This is a genomic window from Allocellulophaga tsushimaensis (assembly GCF_055383085.1).
Genome location: NZ_AP039451.1, coordinates 716112 through 739607 on the forward strand (window position 1 = coordinate 716112; position 23496 = coordinate 739607).

The following is a 23496-nucleotide window of genomic DNA, read 5'->3' on the forward strand; positions in this document are numbered from 1 at the left end:
GCAACCATTAAAAAAATGAGCGTAAAAGAAGGAGACATATTCATAACAAAACTGGAGAGAGACTTTTTTGGAGCTTTCAAAGTCATCAAAATTGGAAAGTCATTTTTCGAAGAAATAGATGGTGATTTAATGATGCTCGGAATCTTGGACTATGTGGATAAGAAAAAACCAGTAATAGATGATTTAAGATTAAATCAAATTCTACGTTGCAACCGATTTTTCTTCTCAAATAAATATGCAATCGACTTTTATACCAATAATCCAAAATACAATGATTTAAGCAAGTTTGAATATTTGGGAAATAAACCAATGACAGAAGTAGAAAAAAGAATTGATTTCAAATTAGGAGATGGACGAAATGGAGAAAAAGGTGGTTTTCCTTTAGTTGGTTTAATGGAATCTGACTATGGTAAAACAGCTTTTTATGAATGGCGTTGGATAAATGAGAAAGAAGAATTCCAAAAAGAAGTTGAAATAGAAAATGAAAAAGCTCGTCTTGCAAGAGAAGAATATATAAAACAGGCAATGAAGCCTAAAAAAATGTTGGACAACAAAGTTTTTTGGGAAGCAATAGAAAAAATTGATTGGACTAAAGAAGACGACCGAGAAAGAATGCAACCTGCGATTGATTTTTTAGCAGAGAGAAAGGTTAGTGAGATAAAACAGTTTCAAGAAAGTTTGACCTATAAATTGTATTTGTTGGACACCAAAGAACACGCTGAAAATATTGGCGAAGATTCATTCAAAGATGATGATACATATTTTTCAGTTGACTACTTTCTTTATGTTAGATGTTGTGTCATAGCAAATGGTCAGGAGTATTTTGAAAGTATATTGAAAAATCCAAAGGATATGCCGAAGGATATGGACTTTGAGCCATTACTATATATTGCCGAAGAAGCCTATGAAAAACGGATGAACAAGGAATTGGAATATGAAACAGGTTGTGATTATGAGACCTTTTCGAATTATACAGGCTGGAAAAAATAACGGTTGCCAACAATGTATAAAAATAATAGCTGTTTAATCGCAAAAACGAAAGTAAGTAAATACAAAAAAGGTCTGTGTTTAACCGAAAAGTTAGTGCGTGCAAATCCGCTACTATTCTTATACTAGACCGTTGTAGCACATAAAACCAAATGAAGAAAAAGAAAAAAATACTAATATGGATTGGACTGATTGTGGTTCTTCTCGTTTTGGCTTATTATTTTCTTTTACCAAAATTATTATTAGCTAGTTTATCTACTGAACCAAGAAATCCAAAAGTAGAAATAAATGAAACACATACAATCGGATGGTGGTCTAAACAAGAAGCCCTAAGCATTGATACTTTTGAGGTTAATATAGTTGACAGCAAATTGAATCTCTTCAACAGTAAATCCCTTATTAGCTATAGAATAAAAGGAAACTTAAACTATAAAAAAGGTTGGAGACCTTACATTAAAGAAATTCACCTATCCGAAAGATTTCTGACTAATACAACAGACTCTATTAACAATCCTGACGCAATGATTGAAATAACACCTGTAATTGGTGCTAAAGATGATGAAAGTTACAACGGAGAGAAAATAGAATTCGACATAACAAATGAGAAAAAAATGAACTCTTTTCATTGGGGAAATAATAGAGTTAGATTTAAATGCCTAGAAAGTATTAATGATATTGTATTATCACAAAGGAAATAATAACGTGCTACAACACGGTGTATAAAACATAGCTAATAAGTGCTTAACCAAAAGGTTTGTGTATATTTAGAAAGTCTGCCAAATTTTTAATTTGGCTTTTAAAAAGAGTAAAATTAAAAACAAAATATAAAAATTCGGCTCTGTGCTAAACCAAAAAGTTAGTGTCTTTTTGCACGCTACGTTTCATACACAAGACCGTTGAGGGTAATGACCTAAAGGCCGTATTGCTTCGCTGCAAAAAAACAAGAAGCTCCTAAATAGTTGTTTTTTCACGACTCCCGCAATACTCATTACCCTCAACGCTCTGGGTATGCCACGACTTTACCATAAGTATTTTTGTACTTGTTGACTTTTCTAACTACTTTAGATAACTACACACAACAAGGCATATATTCAAGAAGTCGCAGCAATCTTCATACTCGGTAGGCTGCGCCTCCCGGAAGATATACCCAGAGCGTTACCTGCAATTTTGAAAAATGAAGAAAAAAGTACCAATAGGATTACGAAAAATATTGGACCAAGAAGCAAATGATAAAAATCGCTTGTTTCAAATTGAATTTGGAGAAACCCCTCTGATTAGGTTTGTGGATTTGGACAAATCAAGTGATTTCTATTTCGAAATAATTAAAGTGAATCCGGCAAATGGACAAAATAAGGTTTCGTACACCATAAAGTACAGACCGTATAATGAAGAAACTTTAGCACCCAAACAACTTAATGTTGAACTTTCGAATTTCAGAGAACATTTTAAAAGATGGAAAAATCTCTTAATCGAATCCAATAAAGAAAGTCCATTTTTTGATGATGAATTTGAAAAAACATATTTTGAAGAAATCGCACCACGGTTTGAAATAGTAGAAGAAGATGCAGATTTCAAACCTTTTTCGATTGAACAACAAAAAATGATTACAGCGTTTCTAGAAAAAGCGGAGAAAGTAATCAAGCAAAAAAAGGAACAGACTAAGGACTCCGAAATCACAATTGAATTAATAGAGAAAACTAAATCAGAAATTACAAAATCAACCAAAAGACAAGTAATTAAAAATATTAGGACAATTATTGCGAAGGGATTTAAAATTGGACTGAAAATCGGAGAAAAACTATTGATTGAATTTAGTACAGAACTTGCTAAAAAATTATTGCTCGGATAAAAAACTGCAGGTAACAATGGCTATAGCAAATAGGGGGTAAAGTTCTATATTTAAAGGCTTGGGCTTGTTTATTGAGTCCGCCAAATCTTTTGGATTTGGCAATTAAAAAAGAAAAAATAATTACAAAACAAAAAGCTCTGACTCGCAGACCAGACGGAAACGAAAAGTTTCCTTGCCTGCCCTACTTGCCATAGCCGAGCCGTTGAGGGTAATGACCTAAAGGCCGTATTGCTTCGCTGCAAAAAAACAAGAAGCCCCTAAATAGTTGTTTTTTCACGACTCCCACAATACTCATTACCCTCAACGCTCTGGGTATGCCGCGACTTTACCATAAGTATTTTTGTACTTGTTGACTTTTCTAACTACTTTAGATAACTACACACAACAAGGCATATATTCAAGAAGTCGCAGCAATCTTCCTACTCGGTAGGCTGCGCCTCCCAGAAGATATACCCAGAGCGTTGTACGCAAGCTAAAAAATGAAAACTAAAGGAATAAAAATCAGTCCAAGATTTTATAAATCTGATTGGGAAAATCTAAATCTAAATGGAAAAACCTCCGATTGGAATAAGGCTGTTGAAATTTTTAACGACAGGATGAATGGTAGATTTTTTGAACAAATTCAATTGCTTGAACAAAACCCAAATAGAGATGTTGGAATTTTTGCTGGTTTTGCAATAATGTCGCTGGATTGTTTACTGATTGAAACAATAGAACAGTTTATAAATGGAAGATTAAGAACTGGACAAGGAATGGATGAAAAATCCTTTTTTGATTTTTTTCAAAGAAGCGATGAATTTAAATCTTTTTTTAATACTCAAACAAAGGCAACTGTATTCTATCAACAAATTAGATGTGGACTTTTGCATCAAGCTCAAACTAAAGGTAAATCCATAATTCACATTAGAGAAAAACCAATGTTGGAATGGATTGACAATAATAATCCTAGAAATGGATTAAAAATTCACCGCAAAAAATTTCACCATGAGGTACTTAGAATTTATGAAAACTATTGTGAACAGCTTCGCGATGAAAGAAACATGAATCTCAAAGGAAAGTTCAAACGAAAAATGGACAGTATTATAAATCAAAGGTAAACGCAAAGAAGAATAAAAAAATCACTAATAATATTACTAGTTATTTTGTTTCACCAGCAATACTTTTTTTCAGCAATTGCATAAAAGAAGAATTTCTCGCTTCTGCATCACTGATAAGTGCATCATAATTAAGCACAAATAATTTAATTGGAATTTTACTAAACCTATCACTCATATCTGGAATAATGAACTCTTCACCATACAACATTTTACCTTTTGAATATAATGGAATATAATTGTCTTCTAACAACGACCTTTCAAATTCAACGTCAATCTCAGCAACTCCATAATACCAAACTCTCTGAATTTTATCTACAAACTTATTATTTAGAATTCTAGCACGTTGCTTAAGTTGACTCACAACTTCCTCTTGTTTAGCCAATTTAATTCCTTCTTGCTTAAGCTCAATAATTACAACATCAACTTTATCAGCTTTATCAGGATTATCGGAAAAAATTATTGCAATATCTGGTCGTGTACCATCGGAATCAACTTTATCATCTTCACCAGCCAACTCCTTCAACAACTCATCCATTCTACGCTCACTCAATACTGAAGAATAAGTCATAAACTTGTCATCAAATATCCAAACGTTATTCTTGAAATATGTATCAATACCTCCTTCATTATGGTCGTAAGTCCTTTTAGGTATAATTACATCATGTATATCGTCTTCATTTCCATCTTCTGTGGCTTCTTTCAAGCGCTTTAAAGAAAACTCACGATAAAGAATATACTCCATTAATAATCTTGAAGAAACTTCCAAAGCCTTGTCATATTGTTCATCATCCAAGTGAGTAGCTTCGAGCAGTTTTTTCTGATCTTGAAAAAAACGCATTTGTGCAGCTTCAAGAGTCACAGCTCTATCAGCAATTCCTATGGATTCATCTTTGAAATAACCATGTAAATGAGGATAAGTATTCTGAAGAGAGTTTTTAAGTTCTTTATTCCTTTCTGAAATTTCAGGAATACTCTCTTTAAGTAATTCACTCACATGTTTTTTAAACACCCTTTTTAACTGTTTAATAGTTGCATCTGGTAAGTCAAGTTCTTGACGTGAGGTATCTACTTTTCCTGTAAGATAATCTGAAATCAAAAGAAAAATAAGTTCATATCCATCTGGTAAAGATTCACCACCTGGCATTTTCATTTCTACTGTTCTATTATCAACACAAACAGCTATAATACTCATTACCCTCAACGCTCTGGGTATGCCGCGACTTTACCATAAGTATTTTTGTACTTGTTGACTTTTCTAACTACTTTAGATAACTACACACAACAAGGCATATATTCAAGAAGTCGCAGCAATCTTCCTACTCGGTAGGCTGCGCCTCCCGGAAGATATACCCAGAGCGTTGTAACACATTAAAACAAAACATTGTTCAAACAAGAAAAAATAGCAAAATCGCTTTATAGTGAATTGTCAAACTATCTATCTGAAAAAGGATTGCCAATAAAATCTGAATTAGAAGGAGCTGGTGTTCATTGGAATTGTATTTGTGAATCAGAAAATGCAAGAGTATCTATTTATTCTTGTGACCTATCATATATGAGGGACAATAAAGGGAATAGTGAGGAATTTATTGTTTCTTACTTTTTAGAAGATAGTGAAATATCTTGTGGACGTTCATATGACCGAAAAAAAGTAATTGAATCAGTTGAAAATTGGGCTTTAAAAAAATCAAAATCAGAACTATATACCAACTTCACTTTTGTTGACAAAGGACTTAGAGCCATTAAGCAATTAGAAGAAAACTGGTTAATAAAATATCCGAATTTAGGAAACTCAAATCGAGTAATTGATAATCACGGCAGTGGAATAATTAGATTTGAAATAAATAATAACGACAGAGCTTGTTGGTTTACAACAACTGGAGAAAATAAAGAACTTTCCATTAGTTTCAGTATCGACGAATGTGTGCTTTTCGAATCTGTGGCTAATAATGATGAAATAGCTGAAGTTTTGAATCAATTTTTAATTGAAAAAGAGAATCTATCAAGCTTATCGAAAGAATTTAATTGGATAATTTCAAATGATTTAGTTAAAGCTTACGAGAATGGAAATGGCATTGAAGGAGAGTTTATAGATAGTTGGAATAATATTACTAGATTTTACGAGGAAATAAATGGAGATTATATAAATGATGTTCTATCTTTTATATCAGATTTACGTTCTAAAGGGTTTGATAAAACATTAAGGGCAGGTCAATCATTATATACATTTGTCCTTTCTAAATCGAGAAGGCACGGACTTACTGAAAATCAAAAATACTTGACTTTCTCGTTCCAAAAAAATAAAATGATAATTAGGAACAATAAGAATGAAGAAATGAACTTTAATAAAATTGAACTGAATTCAGAAGTTGAAAGTTTATTAAACGCTCTTAACCAACAATCTATTGAATAAAAAACGTGTTACAACAATTTGTATATTGTATATGCCGCCTTCGGCAGGCAAACGAAACATACAAGAGCCGTTGAGGGTAATTATGAAAAAACTTTACTTAAATAAAAATACTTTCAAATATGCGAGCCTGATATGGAGTTTTTTCGTTTACGTAATAGGTGCTATTATTTGGAGTTTATGGATAAATCTAGTGACTTGGTCAAAACCTGGACTGAACGATATAATTGAAACTACAATAATTTTTGAAATCGTTTTCTTAGTCAGGACACTAATACTAATAATGCGAAAACATTTAATTAGTGTCTATATAGATTCAGAAAACAACCTATTAATAATTAATCAATTAAGAGTGTTTCAAAAGAATTTACGGACTGAATTAAACCTTGAGAAATTAGAAATATCTGAATTGAAAAATAAGTGGTCCACATATTTCAATTTGCAAGACGATAAAGGTTTTGTTTGTATTTCTTCAAGTAATTATGGATTGTCGGAAAAAAAAGTAAGGAAAATATATAAAAAAATACGCACAACATCGGCTATAGTTCATTACGGCTGAATGATACTCGCGTACCATTCCGTAACGAAACCATAGCCAAAACCGTTGGCAATAATTTAAATAACACTAATTGAAAGGATATAAACAATTGAATTACTTCACAGCATTATGGGTTTTTATAATTCTCTTGCTGAATTCTTGTGTAGAAGAACAATATGATAAAACAAAGGCACTTGAACAAGCCCATACCTCGCTAAATATTGGATATGAAACTTATTTAGCCTCCGAAGATATTAATTCACTATTGTATAAAGTCCGCGACAACAATTTTGAAATGGAGGACATCGAAGGGATTTATAGCTTATCGCAACAGTTGGTTAAGAAAACAGAAGAAAATATCGATTTACTATCAGCTGAAAAAAAAGACCATAATGTGACATCATTATTTGAATCGACTATTACTTATCTAGAATCGGTTACATTATTGGAAGAAAACATTCCTGCTTTCGTTGAAAGTATTGTTGACTCAACGATAGTTAATAAACCGGAATTGAATCAAAGGATTGGAGAGTTAGCGATGGATGTTCAGAAAAAAGGACAGGATTGGCAAAATTCTAAAACTGAATTTTACACTGCTCAAAATATTGGTCAAAAAGCAATTGACTCGATTGAAAAATTGATAACAAAAAAGTAAAAACTATTGCCAACAATACCTATAGCAAATAGGGCGTAAAGTGCTACATTTAATGGCTTGGGCATGTTTGCCAAGTCCGCCAAATCTTTTGGATTTGGTAATTGAAAAAGAAAAAAGAAATACAAAACAAAAAGCTCTGGGTATGCCACGACTTTACCATAAGTATTTTTGTACTTGTTGACTTTTCTAACTACTTTAGATAACTACACACAACAAGGCATATATTCAAGAAGTCGCAGCAATCTTCCTACTCGGTAGGCTGCGCCTCCCGGAAGATATACCCAGAGCGTTGTAAAACATTAAATGAAAATTATAAAAAAAATATTCTTAATACTCGGAATAATTATTGGAGTAATAATAATTTCATTTATAGGATTATTATCTTATGATTCTTATCAAGAATCTAAATTTTATAATATAGAAATTCCTGAAAATTTAAAATTCGAAAAACCAATTGAATTTCTAACAAATTCTCAAATAGATTCATTAAAAAAAATAAAAATCAATGATGATAAACTTGTCGTAATTGGGAACGGATATGGAGGTTATAATTTTTATATGTGGCATAAGCCTATTGAAAAAGGTGAGATTTATATAAAAGCATTTGAATTGACGCGAAATGTACGGTTATCTGAATGGAAATTAAGTAATCGGACAAAAAATACTATAACAAAATTGAGTAACAAATATCAACTTTATCAAGGGAGTACTGTAATTGATGAGGGAACTTTTGAAAATTTCTATCCTACAAGATTTGAATTATGGTTTAAATCCCAAAAGTCTGGGATTGAAAAAAAGCTAACTGAAAAAAATTATATAATTGATGGTTGGGACAGATAAAACGTTTTACAACAACACCTATGCGATAATGCGGGCTTTGGCTTAATCGAAAAGTAATTGCTTATTTAGTTTGTCGCCAAAGATTTAAATTTAGTATTTTAGAAAAGATAAAAACAAAACATAAACTTTGGCTAGGTACTAGCTTGAAAATCAGTGATTTTTTTGCTTCCGCACTATACATAGCTAAACGTTGGCAACAAGCTGAACTCACTCAAATGGAACGTCGAACGATAATAATAATTGGATTTTTATTCTGTTTAATCGGAATTTTTATCACGCCATTGTTTTATGAAAATACACAATACGGAGAAATTTTCTTTTTACTGATTTTATATCCACTTCCAGCTCTGATTTTAGCAATTCTCAACGGATATTTACTTTGGATTGCGGAATTAAAAACTCAAAATCTGATTTTGAAAATCAGTATTGGACTCATTCCTATTCTAATTATGCTAACACTCGCTTTTGGAAAGGAATCACCTACTCAATTCATTGCGACTTTTGGGATTATCGGAATTGGAATAACTAATCTAATTTGGATTACGACATTGACTAGAAAGCTAACTCAAACTCATAATGGATAATATAAATTTTAAAAAATGGGCTTTCCATTTTATGATTTGGATTTTAATAATCAATATTATTTCCTTTTATCTGACAATCAGTTACACTAGTATATTTAATGAAGGTAATAATACTGCAGAAGTTTTGTTTTATTTTGGAATTTTAGGAACAGTTTTACTTTTACTGAGTTTCATTTTTATAATTTTAAGTAGCATAAGAAAAGAGAAGAAAAATTATCAATATTGGACTTCAATTGTCGGACTAGTAATTTTCGGAATTTTGCCAATCATAGCAAGTTTATTCTGAAATTAATTTAGTGTAAACCTAAATCTTTAACTTGTGTAAACCATCTCCCTTTACGAACATTTGAGAACCGAAATCCGAAATGAAAAATTACTTTAAATATACAGACGAAGATTATACTGAATGCTTTTTAGAATTAGATGAAGAATTCTATTGCGAAAGAGCAGTTTACAAGACAAAACATAAACTAATCAATACATATTTGACAATTGAAAAAGAACCGTATTTTTTACCTGAAGGAAACTTAAAAGATGGTTTAAAATTTATGAACTTAAGTTCAAAAGAGGAGTTTGACATTTTGTGGAAAGAATCGATGATAGAATCTGAATCAGACTGGAATGAATTGAAAATGAAATATAAAATCGGAGAAAAAATTAAATCCCGAATTTTATGTTTTTATCCGACAGGAATTATATCAAATTTTGGTGAGAATTTTAATGCTATATCTGACTTCAAAGATTGTGAAGAAAAATTCGGAAAAGAGAAAATGTATCCGAATAACGAAATGGAATTGGTTATTTCCGAATTTGATGAAATAAACCAAATTATTCGACTAAAAACGAATGAATCATAAAACAGACATAAATATATCCGAATTTCATTCTGACGTGAAAAAATCGATTAAACTGATTGCAAGTTTGAACGAAAGTCCAAAGGATGAAGAATTATTGTACCTGCTTAACCAAAACGGAATAAACGAAAATCACGCAATCGAAATCTTGACTTTCCTACCAATCGCATTTGTTCGAAAAATGTTGCCAAAAATGAATTGGCGAGAAAATTACATCGAACAACTGTCTGACAAAAAACAACGGTCAAAACAGTTTTCGGAAAATCAATTTTATTCGATAATCGAATCAGAAACAAAAGTTTATTTTGGAAATAAACCTGAAAGTGAAGTAATACTCAAAATTGCTGGACGAAGTGCTGAATTTAAAGTAATCAATGACTTGCTACTTAAAAATGAAAAAACAGACATTACCGAAATTAAATTCACTGAAAATATAATAATCCGAAATGAATAAAAAACGGCATACAACAACGTGTCCTATGAAAAGCCTTAGTCCAGTTCTCTAAAGATAAATAATATTTTCTTTTTTGCTTTAAACCACCTTTTTTTCTTTTAATATAACTTGCTCCGCATCCCTTCGGCTAGCTCAGGACATCGCCTATTTGTGATCGATTCTTTTTTACGAAACGTCACCAGCATCTGTATGATTATTAAGTTATAATAAACTCGGTCACTTGCTATAAAAATGTGATTCTAATACCTTAGATCACCCACGTTGTTTTGTGATACGAGCTTTATCTATGAGCTTTGTTATGGTTACTTTTTATCAGGATATCACTCCTATCGTATAAGGAGTCTCTGTTTTTATAACTGCTAATGTTCTACTTAGTAACTTTCTTGCTACTTTGATAATAATACTCTTTACGTTCTTACCCATATGCTTACGGTAATATGCCTGCATCACAGGATCTGTACGTATCGCTTGCCACGAGGCTTCAACAAAATAACTTCGTATCAGTCGATGTGCACGTGGTGTAATACCCATGATCTTATAGTTAGCACCACTTTGATGAACCCCTGGGGCTAAACCCACATAACCTGCTAAATGCTTTACACTATTGAATCTGCGTAAATCGCCTAATTCACACAAAATACCACAAGCAACTATCCCGCCAATACCAGGGATGCTTCTCAGTAACATATAGTCCTTCTTATAATGCGTCTTGCAGTATCTTCTCAATTGTGTTGATACACCTCGTAACTCTTGATCTATAAATCGGAAGGAACGCATGCGACTCTCCAAAGTAGCTTTTGCCGTTGGATGTTTAAAAACTATAGCATCTAACCAATTACGATACTTATGACTCCAATGGTCATTATCAAATTCCTCTGGTTCTTTAATGCCAAAATACAATAACTGCATCTTGATGTAACTCTTAATCCTTCTAAAATCTTTAACCAAATCATTTCGCCTTCTAAACAAACTACGAAGTTCTTCTCGCTTGATATCTCGTATTATGATACTTTCTAAACGACCATCTTTAAGCTCTCTAGCTATCAACTGTGCGTCTATATTATCTGTCTTGGTATGTTTCTCCTTACCTTTTCTATAAATATCAGCAGGATTGACTACCAAGCTGCGCCAACTATAACTCTCAAAACAACGGTGGGCATAATAACCACAACAACCAGCCTCATAAGCTACACTTACTTGATGAGCAGAAAAATGTTTTAAAACATATCTATACAATTGTTCCGGATCAGGAGACATACTAAATGATTTACCCGAAAATAAATCCGTAGCACAATGAACCTTCCAACTTCTCTTGTGTATGTCAATGCCAATATATAACTTAGGGCATGCAGTAATTTGAGTTTCCATATCTTTAATTTTTAGTTCACTTTAAAGATACTCGACTTACTGCTTTTTCATCGATGCTATAGCTGATTGCGGCTGAATTCCTAATCGGAATTCATTGCAATTTACTATCTTTAGGTTACGGCGGAAAATTCTTGCGAATTTCCCGCAACAAGCCATACACAAAACCGTTGTGCACAATAAGAAAATGACAAGAACAATCAATATAATTTTGGGAATATTAATAGCTTCATTGCTATTTACAAATTGTTCCTCTGATAAAAAGAAGAATAGGAATATTCCTGTCGAATCGATTACCGAAATCGATTCTATTCTTTCCCCAATAACTGAAAATTTCGAAATTCAAGGGAACCAAGAAAGTGTTATAAAAGGCAAAAAAGGAACTTCCATATACATTCCTGCTAATGCATTTCAATTCACAGATGGAACTGAACCAAAAGAACCTATCACAATCGAAATTAAAGAGTGCTTTAGCCTTACAGATATGATTTTCGAAAATCTTCACACTGTTTCCGGAGACAAAATACTTGAAACCAACGGAATGGTTTATCTAAATGCGGAAGCAGATGGTAAAAAACTATCCATAAAACAAGGCAAAGCTATTGCTATTGGATTTCCAAAGAACGGATTGGATAAAGAAATGGATTTGTTCTATGAATTTAAACTTAATGATAGTGTAAAAACTTGGATTCCTGATTATAAATTCTTTGAGACTAAATCGACCACAGAAACTGTAGTTGAAATTGATAGTTTAGATTTAATCGGAGAAGACATAGGATATGAAATTGAGTATCCTATTGAAATGACTGAAGACCTTTATGACTATGGTTATTGGATTTCATTGCGGACTGCAACATTTGATGAAATAAAACTATTAAATAGAGAAGAAACAGTTGTAGAATTTATAGAGGACCCTAAAAATATTGATAGTGTAAATGCACATCTTTTTTACAAAAATAACTGGAGAGCTGATTTCGATTTCTACATCAATAAAAAGGGGGAAATCTACAATTTAAGGCCAAATAAGGATTTTGGAATAACATATAATAAACAGGCTTTAAAAATTGTAAGAGAACTATTCGAATCCTTACCACCTTTTGATATTGAAAACTATGAAACAGATATAAGAAATGATTGGGATTTTTCTCTCGGAATTATGAGTAGTCGTTCAATTAATTGGAAAAGATTTAAACAAAAATTTAGGAATCAGTATTCTGATTATACAAATCAAGTTATTCAAAAAATTGACCAAAATACATTACAATACTATATGTTTTCTGCAACAGAAATGGGCTGGATAAATTGCGATAGGTTTTGGGATATTGAAGATAGAGAGAAAACAGATTTTATTGTAAAAACCAACAATCCAACCGAAACTAAAATTCAAATAATATTCAAAGATATTAAGAGCATAATGACTGGAACTTATGAAAATGGGGTTTTAGTCTTTAAGAACATTCCAAAAGGAAAAGAAATAAAGGTTATTGGAATAAGTTATTCAAATGGAAAACCGACACTTGCAGTTGGAGAATCATTTACTGATTCTAAAGATTTTGAACTTACAAATTTCCAAGAATTCACCCTTGACCAATTGGAAATTGAACTGAATAAATTAAATTAAAAATTACTGTACACAACAATGACTATAAGTAATTGCTTGTTCTAGCCTACTTCTGAAAATCCTCTCGGATTTTCAGTTTGGTGTGTACTTGCTAAAATAAGTGCTAACCCACGCAACTACTCATAGCCGAAACCGTTACCTGCAAGCTGAAAAACACAACGATGAAAAACAAAATAATCTTAATTGGAATTATATTCTTTGCAACAATCTCTGGATGTAAAGAAAGTATTAACAAACTTGGAGAAAATGAGTTTGTCCTGGACGGAGAATTAGAAGGAATTGAGAACGACAGTTGGATTTATTTAATGTTGGATAATAAACCTGTGGATTCGACTAAAATTGAAAACAATAAGTTTTCAATGAATGGAGTAACCAAACATCCTAAAGAATATGTTTTACTCATTAAAAATTCACGAAACTATGGTATTATTTGGATAGAGCCAGGGAGTCTTCATTTTAAAGCTAAGAATGGAGAATTCAAAGATGCAATCGTTAAAGGTTCTGAAACTCATAAAGAAAGTGTAAGACTATGGCAACCAATTTGGAAATATAGGAAAAGACGAGATAGTCTTTCAAGCATAGTATATAATGACAAACTAAATGATAGTTTAAAAGTAACTGCCAAAATAGAATTGAAAAAAGTTCAGCAAAATAGATTGAAAATTGAGCAAAATTTTATTAGAAATAATCCAAAATCATACGTAAGTGCTCAAACTCTTGACTTTTATTCTACATCATTACCAAACAAAATTGTTTCTGAATTGTACAATAATTTTAGCGAAAATTTAAAAAAATCTTCTTATGGAGAATCGATAAATCACTATTTGAAGCTAAATAAAAATCCGAAAATTGGTGAAAAATATGTGGATTTTTCAATGCCGAACGAAAATGGAGAAATCACTAAACTATCGGACTTCGAAGGGAAACTAATATTATTGGATTTTTGGGCGTCTTGGTGTGGTCCTTGCATTAAGGAATATCCAGCATTAAGAAAAGCTTACTCTAAATTTAATAATGATGGATTTGAAATTGTCAGTGTTTCGGAGGATCAAACTAGAGAAATTTGGCTAAAATCAATAGAAAAAAATAAATTGAATTGGGTTAATCTTTGGGAAGATAATGGCGGAAAGGCCGACCCATATCTAATTTATGGAATTAATGGAATTCCTGATAATTTCCTAATTAATGAAAAAGGAATTATAGTCGCTCGAAATTTGAGAGGCGAAAAATTGATAGAAACTATTGAATCAAATTTAAAAAAAGCCAGCAGGTAACAATGGCTATAAGTAATTGCTTGTTCTCGCCTATTTCTGAAAATTCCTGCGGAATTTTCAGCTTGTCGTGTACTTGCAAAAGTCCGTGCTAACCCATGCAACTGTTCATAGCCGAGACCGTTGTGTGCATTTGAGAAAAATGAAACCTGAATTAAAATATATCGAATTGAAAAGTGGATTTGGAGATAATGGACCAGCTTGGATTGGAATGGCTGAATTTTCGAAATCTGGACGGACTGTGTATTTTAATGGAAGAGCACTTAAAAATTCAAATGCTCAAGGAATTGCAGGAAATTACTTTGATATAGAAAACGGAGACGAATATTGGGTTTCTGGAATTAAGAAAAATGGAACTGATAGACATTGGACTGGTGGTGGAAAGATAATGATAGACAAAAATATTGTTGAGCTCTATTTGAGTCTAGTTGATTTTAATATTTTAGACAAAAACCGCTTTGAATTGACTGAAATAAAAACAACTGACAAACAAAGATTTACGGAGTTAGAAAATAAAAAACTTAATTGAAAACCTTGACCGAAAATAAATTACATAAACTTTATAAACTGATTGCATATACTCTAATTGCAGTAAGTCTGATTTTGATTTTAATACCAATCAAGAACTTATCAGTACAAGATAAATTTGGAATTACATTAGTTATGAATATTGGTTTTCATATGTTTTATCATCTCATTAGTATTGTCTCAATAAAGCAACTGAATTGGGTAAAAGGCAATTCAACAATACAAAATATTGCTTTCAAAGCTATTATGGTAATGTCGTATTTTATTCCAATTGCCTGTATTTTGGCTTCAGTTATGATTATTACAGAATCGTTTTCAAATCAAGAATATTACAAGCTGACTATACTTTTAGTTTTTTCGGGAGTAATACTTGGCACACTTAAATTAAATTTAAAATTAAAGAATTGGAAAAAACGCACTACAACACGGTGTATAAAACATAGCTAATAAGTGCTTAACCGAAAGGTTTGCGTATATTTAGAATGTCCGCCAAATTTTTAATTTGGCTATTAAAAACTAAAAAATAAACACAAAACCGAAAAGCTTATGGCTTGTGCCGACACGAAAATCCGCGGATTTTCTGCCCCCGTACTAATAATAGTTAAACGTTAAGTGCAAATAAAACAAGTATGAAAATAAAATTTACTATTCTTTTTATAATATTTATTTCAATTCAACTATTCGGACAAAATGAATCCGAAAAAGAAGAAAACCTTAGAGCTAAAAATCAGATTGGAGAAAAACTAACTTATGAATTTAATTTAGAAACAAATGATAGCATTTTGACTAATCAAGACTTCTATAATAAAAACGGAAAGCATATTAAAGATTTAAGATTTAACGAAAAAGGTGAAATAAGATATCGTTATGCTATTGAACTCGATTCAAAAGGGCTAATGGAAAAACAAACAGGTTATAAATTTGGAGAAATTTCAACTGTTATAACTTATAAGTATGATGAGAATGGCAACAGAACAGATAACTTTCAACATAAACCAGACGGGACTTTGTTAATTCATCAGAAACGCATTTATAATAAAAAGAACTTAAATACTGAACTTCATAACAAACGAAAAAATAGTGAAGATTATTTTAGAAGTAGTAAGTACTATTATAATAAAGATGGTAAATATTCAAAAATTAAATCTTTTAATCCCAACGGGAAATTAATTCGTTTATCAGAATATGAATATAACAAGGAAGGAAATAAGTCAAAAGTATATAATATCAAGGATGGTAATAAAGATCTAACTGTTTCGTATGAATATGACGAAAAAAGTAATTTAATTAAAAGATTGCTTATAAAATCAAATAAGCATATTGAATATAAATATGATAATGAAAATAACTTAATCGAAGAAAAGACTTTCGAAAAGAATGTATTAACTAAAAAGATTAGGTTTTTTTATAAAAAAATTAGCACATAACAATTTGTATATTGCATATGCTCCCTTCGGGAAGCAAACGCAACATACAAGAAACCTTGGCGGTAATTTAAAAAAGCCTTTTGAATGTTCAATGAACTTAAAAAATATTGTGAAAAAATCGTGCCCGTTTCCACAAGTGAACTGAAACTAATTGACAAATATTTTGTGCAAAGAACATTGAAAAAAAAGGAATATCTCCTTGAAGACGGTTATATCTGTAATTTTCTTGGTTTTATTGCAAAGGGTTCCATTCGTCATTTTCATATAAAAAATGGTCTTGAAAAAACCTGTGACATTTCTTTTGAGAATTCTTGGGTCACAGATTTTCAAAGCTTTACAACAGAAACACATTGCATAATGAATCTTCAAGCAATGGAAAACTCTGTTATCTATACGGTTGAAAAGAAACAATTAGGAGATTTGTATCGAGATTGTTCGAAATACGAAACATTTGGTCGATTAATGACTGAAGAAGTTGCCAATCGAGCAACACAAATTGCAATTTCGCTTTCTTCCGAAAAGCCCGAAGAACGTTATTTAAATCTCATAAATAACCGACCCGATTTCTTTCAAAGAATACCGCAGAAACACATTGCAAACTTCCTTGGGATCAGTCCTGAAAGCTTGAGCAGGATTAGAGCGCGAATACAAAAAAAAGAAAAATCTTAACATAAGTCATCGTTTTCAGACCCATTTCACTTGCAAATTTGTACTCAATTAAAACTAAAAGTTATGGAGTACAGATTATTAACATTTATACTATTCGCAATGATGAACACGGTAAAAGCACAAGAGTTAGACTTAAAAGAGTTACGGGCAATTGAACAGAAACTTGATGATGTAATGGAGCTTATCGATACTACAGAAATCAAAGAAAAACTGATAAAAGTAGAATATGATTTCAAAAATGAGCCAAGTGAAATCAATAAAACACGAATCGGTATTGTTTATCATGAAGTTGCTTTGAATTTATCATTTCTATCAGAAACAGAGTATAAAGGCTATGCGAAGAAAAGTTTTGACCATTTAAGCGAACTTTTTGATTCAGAAAGTACAACCAAAGAACTAATGCCTTTTGTGGCATCTTACAGAGCATCTGCACTATCCTTGATTGTAGCTGAAACCAAAAAGTTAAGTTTACTCGGTAAGTCTTTTGACCTATTCGAAGAAGCCGTCAAAAAATATTCAGACATAACCTACTTGCCTGAATTTTTGAGAGGTAGTGTAGCGGAGAACTTACCTTGGTTCTTTTTTAGCAAACGTAAATTTTCAAAAAAGGACTTTAGCGCCATAATCAAAAAAGCAGAACAAAATTCTGACTACGCAAACTCCAAAGTTCTTAGCTTTACTTATTGGGCCTGGGCCAATCAATATCAAGGAAAAAAATATCGCCAAAAGGCTTTACGTTATCTTGATAAAGCTATAGAGCTTGACCCAGAGTATAAAGCAGGACGGACAAAAGCAGAGGAATTAAAAAGCACCCTGCGGAAATAAAACTACCGCCAAAAATGGCTATAATTAATAAAGGTTTTAGTGCTTAATTAAAAGTTTAGTGTATTTTTATAATGTCCGTTAAATCTTTTGATTTGGGTTTAAACAATGAAAAATTAAAACAAAATAAAAAAATTTGGCTAAGTGCTTAATCGGAAAGTTATCTCTTATTTATTACCGTACTAGGCATAGCCGAACCGTTGGGCTTAATTAAAATAATATATGGGTTATTTCACAAGAGTATTTTGTGCAACCAAAAATAAACCGACTGTTCAAAGTATTTTGGACTTTGTAATCGCAAATGGAATAGGTGTAAGTTCTAATCTAAATGGAGCAGAGTTGCTAACTGAAAACTGGAATCATTTTGAATTAATCTATGATAAAAAAAGATTGCCGCTTTTAGTTGAACTAAATGGACTTGAAAATTCTGGCGGACTTGCGGAAGAGGAATTAGAAGAGTTTTTGGAGTTAGTCGGTAAACCACGTTTCTATGAACTGAAAAAGAAAAAGGCGGCTGAACACTTAAAAAAGACCGAATATATAATTTGTGTTCAATTGCCAACAAATGATATCGTGGACAAAGGTTATGACGCAAATGGAGAACTTATGCAGTTCTTTGAAAAAAACTTTTCTGGAATGATTCAAGTCGACCGAGAAGGATTTTACGATGGTCCTAAATTATTACTGGAACTGGAATAAATAACTAAACTTAACAATACCTATAGCAAATAGGGCATAAAGCTCTAAATTTAGTGGTTTGGATTTGTTTACTAAGTCCACCAAATCTTTCGGATATGGCAATTAAAAAAGAAAAAGCTCTGGCTTGCAGATCAGACGGAAACGAAAAGTTTCCTTGCCTGCCCTACTTGCCTTAGCCGAACCGTTGTGCATAACCTGAAAATTAAAGAATTAAATGAAAAAGCTGTTCATACCAATACTTATTCTTTTTCTATTAGGAGGTAGTTGTTATTTGTTTTTTTTGAACAAACGAATAGAAGGAGTTTGGGTACTTAACCATACAACCGACAACAATCAGATAGAATTTAAAAGTGACGGACAAGGTGTTTGGGATATTGAAAACCAAAAAATTTATCATTATAATTTAAGTTCTTTAGAAAATGTTCGTGGTAGTAATTATTTTGACTTTGGTGTGAAGTTTAATTTAAAATCAGAGGAAAATGTGAATGGTTTTTCTTTTAAGATTAATCAAATGAATGAAGATAGCCTAGTCTTAAACTTAACTGGTTCAGTACAACGTGAAATTGTACTAAAAAAAATCCCAGATACTTTAAAAAACAATTCTGATTGGAAAAAAAAGTTAACAGGAAAAGCTTTTGAATTCAATACCCCTAGTTATGTAAACTTCTCAGAATTTGCCAACATTCCTAAATCTAATGACACAATTTATTTTGATAGCCAATTCATTATGCATAGGAAACAAATTGAAAATATTCCAAGCTGGGAATCGCCAAGCTGGGGTTTAGCAAAAGTTAAGGGATTTGATTTAATGTTTGCCCATAACTGGCCAACATTGATTTTAACAGAGAGTAAAGACGGGATAGCCTTTTATGGATATGATATCAATGGAAAAATGTTCAATTGTGAATTGAATGAAATTCAAATAAATGTTTTGGAATTCAAAAAAAAATAAAGTTCTATTAAAACATAGCCCAAACGGAAAAGCCCACGCACAACAAAACCTATAAACAATACTGGCTTGGCTGCTTGAGTTATAAACCTGAAATATCAACAATCACCGCCAAATCTTTTGGATTTAGTATTTTCAAAAAAAAAGATAAAAGCAAAATATTTATATTTAGCTAAGTAATAAACTGAAACGAAGGTGTTTAATTAGAAAAAAATGGGTGAAAGACCAAATTTCGGAGTTTTTAATGATTTTTGGAATGGACATCCTAATCATTTACCACTTATGAATCTGTACGACATTCCTAATCCGCCAAAAGAATGGAATCTCGCCAAAAGTATTGATAGGCTCGATTATATAATTTCTAAAAATTCAAGTAATGATGTAGTAGACGGAATTAAACTGTTATTAAAGAGTGAAAATTGGAGACCACATTTAGTAGCTTCTCTTGCGACTCTTAAAATTGCCAAAAAACTACAGTCAGAAATTAAAATTGATTTATGGAATCGTCTAAAATTTGGCTCTTGGGCTAGTCCTCAAATTCTCGTCATTCTTTCAATCATTGATTCTGAATTTAATATTCACGCAAAAGAAATATGCAAAAATAGTTTTAAAATTACTTATTCTAAAATGCCAATGCATGAACATCATTCTGCTAGAGGACCAGCTGGTATAAGTATTGACAATAAAAAAGTTGTTGCTTCAACTGAATATCTTTTAAATGGAGTAATTACAGATTCAATAGAAAATGATAATGGTGGTTCATTGGCTAAGAATTGGAAAGAAAATTTATTGAGATTAATAGAAAGCAAAAAGTTCAATGTAGTGAATAACTAAGCTAAACAAGGTGTTAAATGCCTTAACTAACAAGCTAACAATCCGTGATATTCTCAATGTCTAAAGACAACAGCACACAATAAAATACAAAACGAATAAGGCGTTCTAAAAGCTGCATATAGTGCTCGCTATTCCAAAAAAATTAGCATACTTTTATAGAACATGAAAAAACTAAAGGTAAAGCAAACCAGAGAGGAACACTCTACTCGCTTTATACCTTGATCGTTATAGCTAATAGCAGAGCAGTATGATAAAAGAAATATTAAATTTCTTCTTGAATTTGAAAAATGATTCTAAAGAAAAATCTGAAATAAAAATTTACGATAAATACATTGGAATTTTATCGGATTTAAAAAATAGAGATTTAACTCAAAATCAGATTCAATCAATTGAATCTGAGTTAGAAACTCTGAATTTAATGGTTGACCTAGATCATAGAAAAAAATACTTAAAACAAAAACTGTCCGAATTTCAGAAATTCTTAAAAGACAAACTTTCTTTAGTTCCTGAAGGTTATTACGTTGGAATTGGAGCAGGAATTGGAATTGTTATGGGTTCAATTTTTAGCATATTATTTCAATCAATACTAGGCGTATATTCTTTATTGATTGGAATTAATAGCGGAATGATTTTAGGAGTGATTCTTGGTGGAATTAGAGATTCAGAAGCAAAAAAACAAGGTAGGGTTTTAATTACTAAAGTGGATAAAAAACACTAGTTACATCACTGTATAAAATCAATTGCTATTGCACGTTTACTTATGAAAACCCTTGTGGAATTTATTTACTAAATTTAGTTCTTAAAGCACGCCACTAATCTTATACAAACTCATTCCAAAAAAATAATCAAACTTGTAAAGAACATGTAAAGCATATCAGATAGGAACGCCCTACTTACTTTATACCTTAACCCAGGTAATACATCATATACGAACTAATGAAAATAAAAGAAAATAACAGAGATTTTAACCAGCCAATAAAATGGACCGGGGATTTAAATGATGATTGCACTGCAAAGTGGTCAGGGTTAACCTTACGTGCTGAATGGATGGATGAAGATTATTGGTGGTGGGGTGTCTACGATATGCTCTGTAATGAAAATCAGATTGATAGCTCTAATGAATATAATGAGCGAATTATTGGAGGGGAAAAAGCAAGAGAAAAAGCCGAAGAAGTAGCCAAAGACTATTTAAAAAATGAATTGATAAATAAATTAAAAAGCTCTGAAGAAAAAATCAATTTTGACAAATTGATTACGGATTTAAAACTTATTGGAATCTCACCTATGCATACAATTTTGACTCTAATCAAAGATTTCGGATTTGAGCATATTGATGCAAAAAACAAAGTATTTGATTCGTCTGTTTGGGGAGAGTTAAGAGAACAGTCTGAAATGCTGACCCAATCTTTTTTGGATGCTGAAGCAGAAAATGCCAACGAAATAAAAATGGTTGATAGACGAGTATCTTCAATAACTTTTAACTTGACAAAAGGTAATACTGAAAAGGGAAAACAAACTTTTTGGAAAAGAATAAAATCGAAATTTAGCTAATAAAACGCACAACAACACCAGGTATAAAATATAGCTATGAAGTTCTAAATCAAAAGGTTTTTTATTATTTATGAAGACCTACAAATTTTTAATTTGCTATAATTAAAAGTAGAAAAGATAAAAATTCGGCTCTGTGTTATTCCGATAGCTATCAGGACGGAAATTTAGTTTCTTTTTGCAAACTACATTTCATACGCAAGACCGTTAGTAATAATTGCATTAAATGGATACAATATCAATAATTGGAGGAGGAATTGGAGGGCTTATGACAGCCTTGTGCTTTGATAAATTAGGTGTTAACTACAAACTATATGAACGAGCAGAGACATTACAAGAAATTGGAGCTGGAATTTGGCTTTCACCAAATGCACTTCAAGTAATTGAGTGGATAAATCCAAAATTATTAACGGAAATACAAAGTTCTGGAAATACTTTTAATAGCATTTTAGTAGCAGACCACAAACTCAAACCAATATCAGATTCGGACCAGCTGTTTGTAAAAGAAAAGTTTGGTTATAGTACTCTGGCAATTCATAGAGGAAAATTACAGAAGATTCTGTATTCCTATCTAGCTAAGGAAAACATTATTCTTGGTAAAGCATTTGTTGGGTATTCGCTAAACTCTGACAACTCCTACAATGTAACGTTTCAAGATAATTTTACTATTACTACAAATTCAATTATAGGTGCAGACGGAATACACTCCAGTGTACGGAAACAATTATTTCTGTATAGTAGATTAAGATATTCAGGCCAAACTTGTTGGAGAGGAGTTGCTAATTTTGAAATTGAAAAGAAGCTCGCTTCAATTGGATTTACACTTTGGGGCAAAAAATTACAATTTGGAGTTTCAAAAATAGAGGATGGAAAGACCTATTGGTTTGCCGTAAAACTAAGCGAACCAAATGGTATTGACAATAAAGAAGTCCTAAAAACGCAATTAACCGAAATATTTAATGAATTTCATCCGATCGTAACTAAACTTATTAAAAATACAACAAATGATAAAATAATTAGAGGAGATTTATCAGATTTAGAGTTATTAGATAAATGGTATTCTGGCAGTGTTTGTTTAATAGGAGATGCTGCTCATAGTATGACACCTGACTTAGGTCAAGGAGGGGCACAAGCAATAGAAGATGCATATTACCTATCTAATTTTATCAAAAATTCAGAAAAAATTGACATTGCATTTGAAAGATTCTATAATTGTAGAAAAGCTAAAGTTCAAAAACTGGTTAGACAATCCCGAACTACCTCTAAAATTGCGATAACTAATAGACCAATGGAAATTATTAGAAATCTTGTTTTAAAGTATACACCAAAAAAATTTATGAAAAAACAAATGATAGCATTGTATTCAATTGATAGAACTGTTGCTAACTTAAGCCGTTTATAATCATTGTTAGTACAAACCTATTCATAAAATCCTTGCAAATATTCTATTTGTGATTTATTTGCTAATTTCAGTATCCAAAAAATCTCATGGAAATCA

Annotated in this window: 25 protein-coding genes; 23 read left to right on the forward strand and 2 right to left on the reverse strand. The window is 31.6% G+C overall.

All coding sequences use genetic code 11. From position 1 onward, the window contains the following. The first annotated feature begins 15 nt into the window (after positions 1-15). The 4 genes from ACZ451_RS03185 to ACZ451_RS03200 all read left to right on the forward strand — a co-directional run bounded on the left by ACZ451_RS03185 (position 16) and on the right by ACZ451_RS03200 (position 3933). Complete coding sequence (locus ACZ451_RS03185; protein ID WP_464215644.1) at positions 16-990, forward strand: DUF4240 domain-containing protein; 975 nt, start codon at positions 16-18, stop codon at positions 988-990. 149 nt (positions 991-1139) lie between these two features. Next, a complete protein-coding gene (locus ACZ451_RS03190) occupies positions 1140-1685 on the forward strand; it encodes a hypothetical protein (protein WP_464215645.1) in 546 nt (181 codons plus the stop codon). Between the two features lie 476 nt (positions 1686-2161). After that, entirely contained in the window at positions 2162-2836 is a 675-nt protein-coding gene (locus tag ACZ451_RS03195; protein ID WP_464215646.1) for a hypothetical protein, read from the forward strand. Between the two features lie 479 nt (positions 2837-3315). Further along, positions 3316-3933: a hypothetical protein gene (locus ACZ451_RS03200; protein WP_464215647.1), complete on the forward strand. Its 618-nt coding sequence runs from the start codon at positions 3316-3318 to the stop codon at positions 3931-3933. 40 nt (positions 3934-3973) lie between these two features. On the opposite strand, the gene ACZ451_RS03205 is transcribed toward ACZ451_RS03200, so the two are convergent. Beyond that, positions 3974-5125, reverse strand: coding sequence for a hypothetical protein (locus ACZ451_RS03205; RefSeq protein ID WP_464215648.1), 1152 nt, complete (start codon positions 5123-5125; stop codon positions 3974-3976). 189 nt (positions 5126-5314) lie between these two features. Between ACZ451_RS03205 and ACZ451_RS03210 the strand changes: the two genes are divergently transcribed. The 6 genes from ACZ451_RS03210 (at position 5315) to ACZ451_RS03235 (ending at position 10265) form a co-directional block, all read left to right on the forward strand. Next, the gene (locus ACZ451_RS03210) at positions 5315-6343 is read left to right on the forward strand and encodes a hypothetical protein (protein ID WP_464215649.1); all 1029 of its coding nucleotides are present in this window, start codon (positions 5315-5317) and stop codon (positions 6341-6343) included. Between the two features lie 626 nt (positions 6344-6969). Further along, positions 6970-7533: a hypothetical protein gene (locus ACZ451_RS03215; RefSeq protein ID WP_464215650.1), complete on the forward strand. Its 564-nt coding sequence runs from the start codon at positions 6970-6972 to the stop codon at positions 7531-7533. A 303-nt stretch (positions 7534-7836) separates the two neighbouring features. Then, entirely contained in the window at positions 7837-8373 is a 537-nt protein-coding gene (locus ACZ451_RS03220; protein WP_464215651.1) for a hypothetical protein, read from the forward strand. Between the two features lie 143 nt (positions 8374-8516). Further along, the gene (locus ACZ451_RS03225) at positions 8517-8957 is read left to right on the forward strand and encodes a hypothetical protein (protein ID WP_464215652.1); all 441 of its coding nucleotides are present in this window, start codon (positions 8517-8519) and stop codon (positions 8955-8957) included. A gap of 365 nt (positions 8958-9322) precedes the next feature. Then, complete coding sequence (locus ACZ451_RS03230; protein ID WP_464215653.1) at positions 9323-9814, forward strand: hypothetical protein; 492 nt, start codon at positions 9323-9325, stop codon at positions 9812-9814. Continuing rightward, positions 9804-10265: a hypothetical protein gene (locus ACZ451_RS03235; protein ID WP_464215654.1), complete on the forward strand. Its 462-nt coding sequence runs from the start codon at positions 9804-9806 to the stop codon at positions 10263-10265. The genes ACZ451_RS03230 and ACZ451_RS03235 overlap by 11 nt, the downstream gene beginning before the upstream one ends. Positions 10266-10577: 312 nt before the next feature. Here ACZ451_RS03235 and ACZ451_RS03240 read toward each other — a convergent pair whose 3' ends face one another. Continuing rightward, complete coding sequence (locus tag ACZ451_RS03240; RefSeq protein WP_464214865.1) at positions 10578-11633, reverse strand: IS110 family RNA-guided transposase; 1056 nt, start codon at positions 11631-11633, stop codon at positions 10578-10580. A 184-nt stretch (positions 11634-11817) separates the two neighbouring features. Between ACZ451_RS03240 and ACZ451_RS03245 the strand changes: the two genes are divergently transcribed. From ACZ451_RS03245 to ACZ451_RS03305, 13 genes are all read left to right on the forward strand, one after another. Further along, positions 11818-13251: a hypothetical protein gene (locus ACZ451_RS03245; protein ID WP_464215656.1), complete on the forward strand. Its 1434-nt coding sequence runs from the start codon at positions 11818-11820 to the stop codon at positions 13249-13251. Positions 13252-13412: 161 nt separating this feature from the next. Further along, positions 13413-14525: a redoxin domain-containing protein gene (locus ACZ451_RS03250; RefSeq protein ID WP_464215657.1), complete on the forward strand. Its 1113-nt coding sequence runs from the start codon at positions 13413-13415 to the stop codon at positions 14523-14525. 139 nt (positions 14526-14664) lie between these two features. Then, the gene (locus ACZ451_RS03255) at positions 14665-15051 is read left to right on the forward strand and encodes a hypothetical protein (protein WP_464215658.1); all 387 of its coding nucleotides are present in this window, start codon (positions 14665-14667) and stop codon (positions 15049-15051) included. Beyond that, positions 15048-15497: a hypothetical protein gene (locus ACZ451_RS03260; RefSeq protein ID WP_464215659.1), complete on the forward strand. Its 450-nt coding sequence runs from the start codon at positions 15048-15050 to the stop codon at positions 15495-15497. Before ACZ451_RS03255 ends, ACZ451_RS03260 begins: the two co-directional genes overlap by 4 nt. A 182-nt stretch (positions 15498-15679) precedes the next feature. Next, a complete protein-coding gene (locus ACZ451_RS03265; RefSeq protein WP_464215660.1) occupies positions 15680-16477 on the forward strand; it encodes a hypothetical protein in 798 nt (265 codons plus the stop codon). Between the two features lie 84 nt (positions 16478-16561). Beyond that, positions 16562-17146, forward strand: a complete 585-nt coding sequence (locus ACZ451_RS03270; protein WP_464215661.1) for a Crp/Fnr family transcriptional regulator — start codon at positions 16562-16564, stop codon at positions 17144-17146. A 63-nt stretch (positions 17147-17209) separates the two neighbouring features. Continuing rightward, positions 17210-17971, forward strand: coding sequence for a hypothetical protein (locus ACZ451_RS03275; protein WP_464215662.1), 762 nt, complete (start codon positions 17210-17212; stop codon positions 17969-17971). Positions 17972-18190: 219 nt separating this feature from the next. After that, a complete protein-coding gene (locus ACZ451_RS03280; protein WP_464215663.1) occupies positions 18191-18667 on the forward strand; it encodes a hypothetical protein in 477 nt (158 codons plus the stop codon). Positions 18668-18881: 214 nt separating this feature from the next. Next, entirely contained in the window at positions 18882-19619 is a 738-nt protein-coding gene (locus ACZ451_RS03285) for a hypothetical protein (protein ID WP_464215664.1), read from the forward strand. A 210-nt stretch (positions 19620-19829) separates the two neighbouring features. Continuing rightward, entirely contained in the window at positions 19830-20450 is a 621-nt protein-coding gene (locus ACZ451_RS03290; protein WP_464215665.1) for a hypothetical protein, read from the forward strand. Positions 20451-20697: 247 nt separating this feature from the next. Beyond that, complete coding sequence (locus ACZ451_RS03295; protein ID WP_464215666.1) at positions 20698-21168, forward strand: hypothetical protein; 471 nt, start codon at positions 20698-20700, stop codon at positions 21166-21168. A 218-nt stretch (positions 21169-21386) separates the two neighbouring features. After that, complete coding sequence (locus ACZ451_RS03300) at positions 21387-22001, forward strand: hypothetical protein (protein WP_464215667.1); 615 nt, start codon at positions 21387-21389, stop codon at positions 21999-22001. A 223-nt stretch (positions 22002-22224) separates the two neighbouring features. Next, positions 22225-23400 (forward strand): FAD-dependent monooxygenase, encoded by a 1176-nt coding sequence (locus ACZ451_RS03305; RefSeq protein ID WP_464215668.1) that lies wholly within the window; start codon positions 22225-22227, stop codon positions 23398-23400. The last annotated feature ends 96 nt before the right edge of the window (positions 23401-23496 follow it).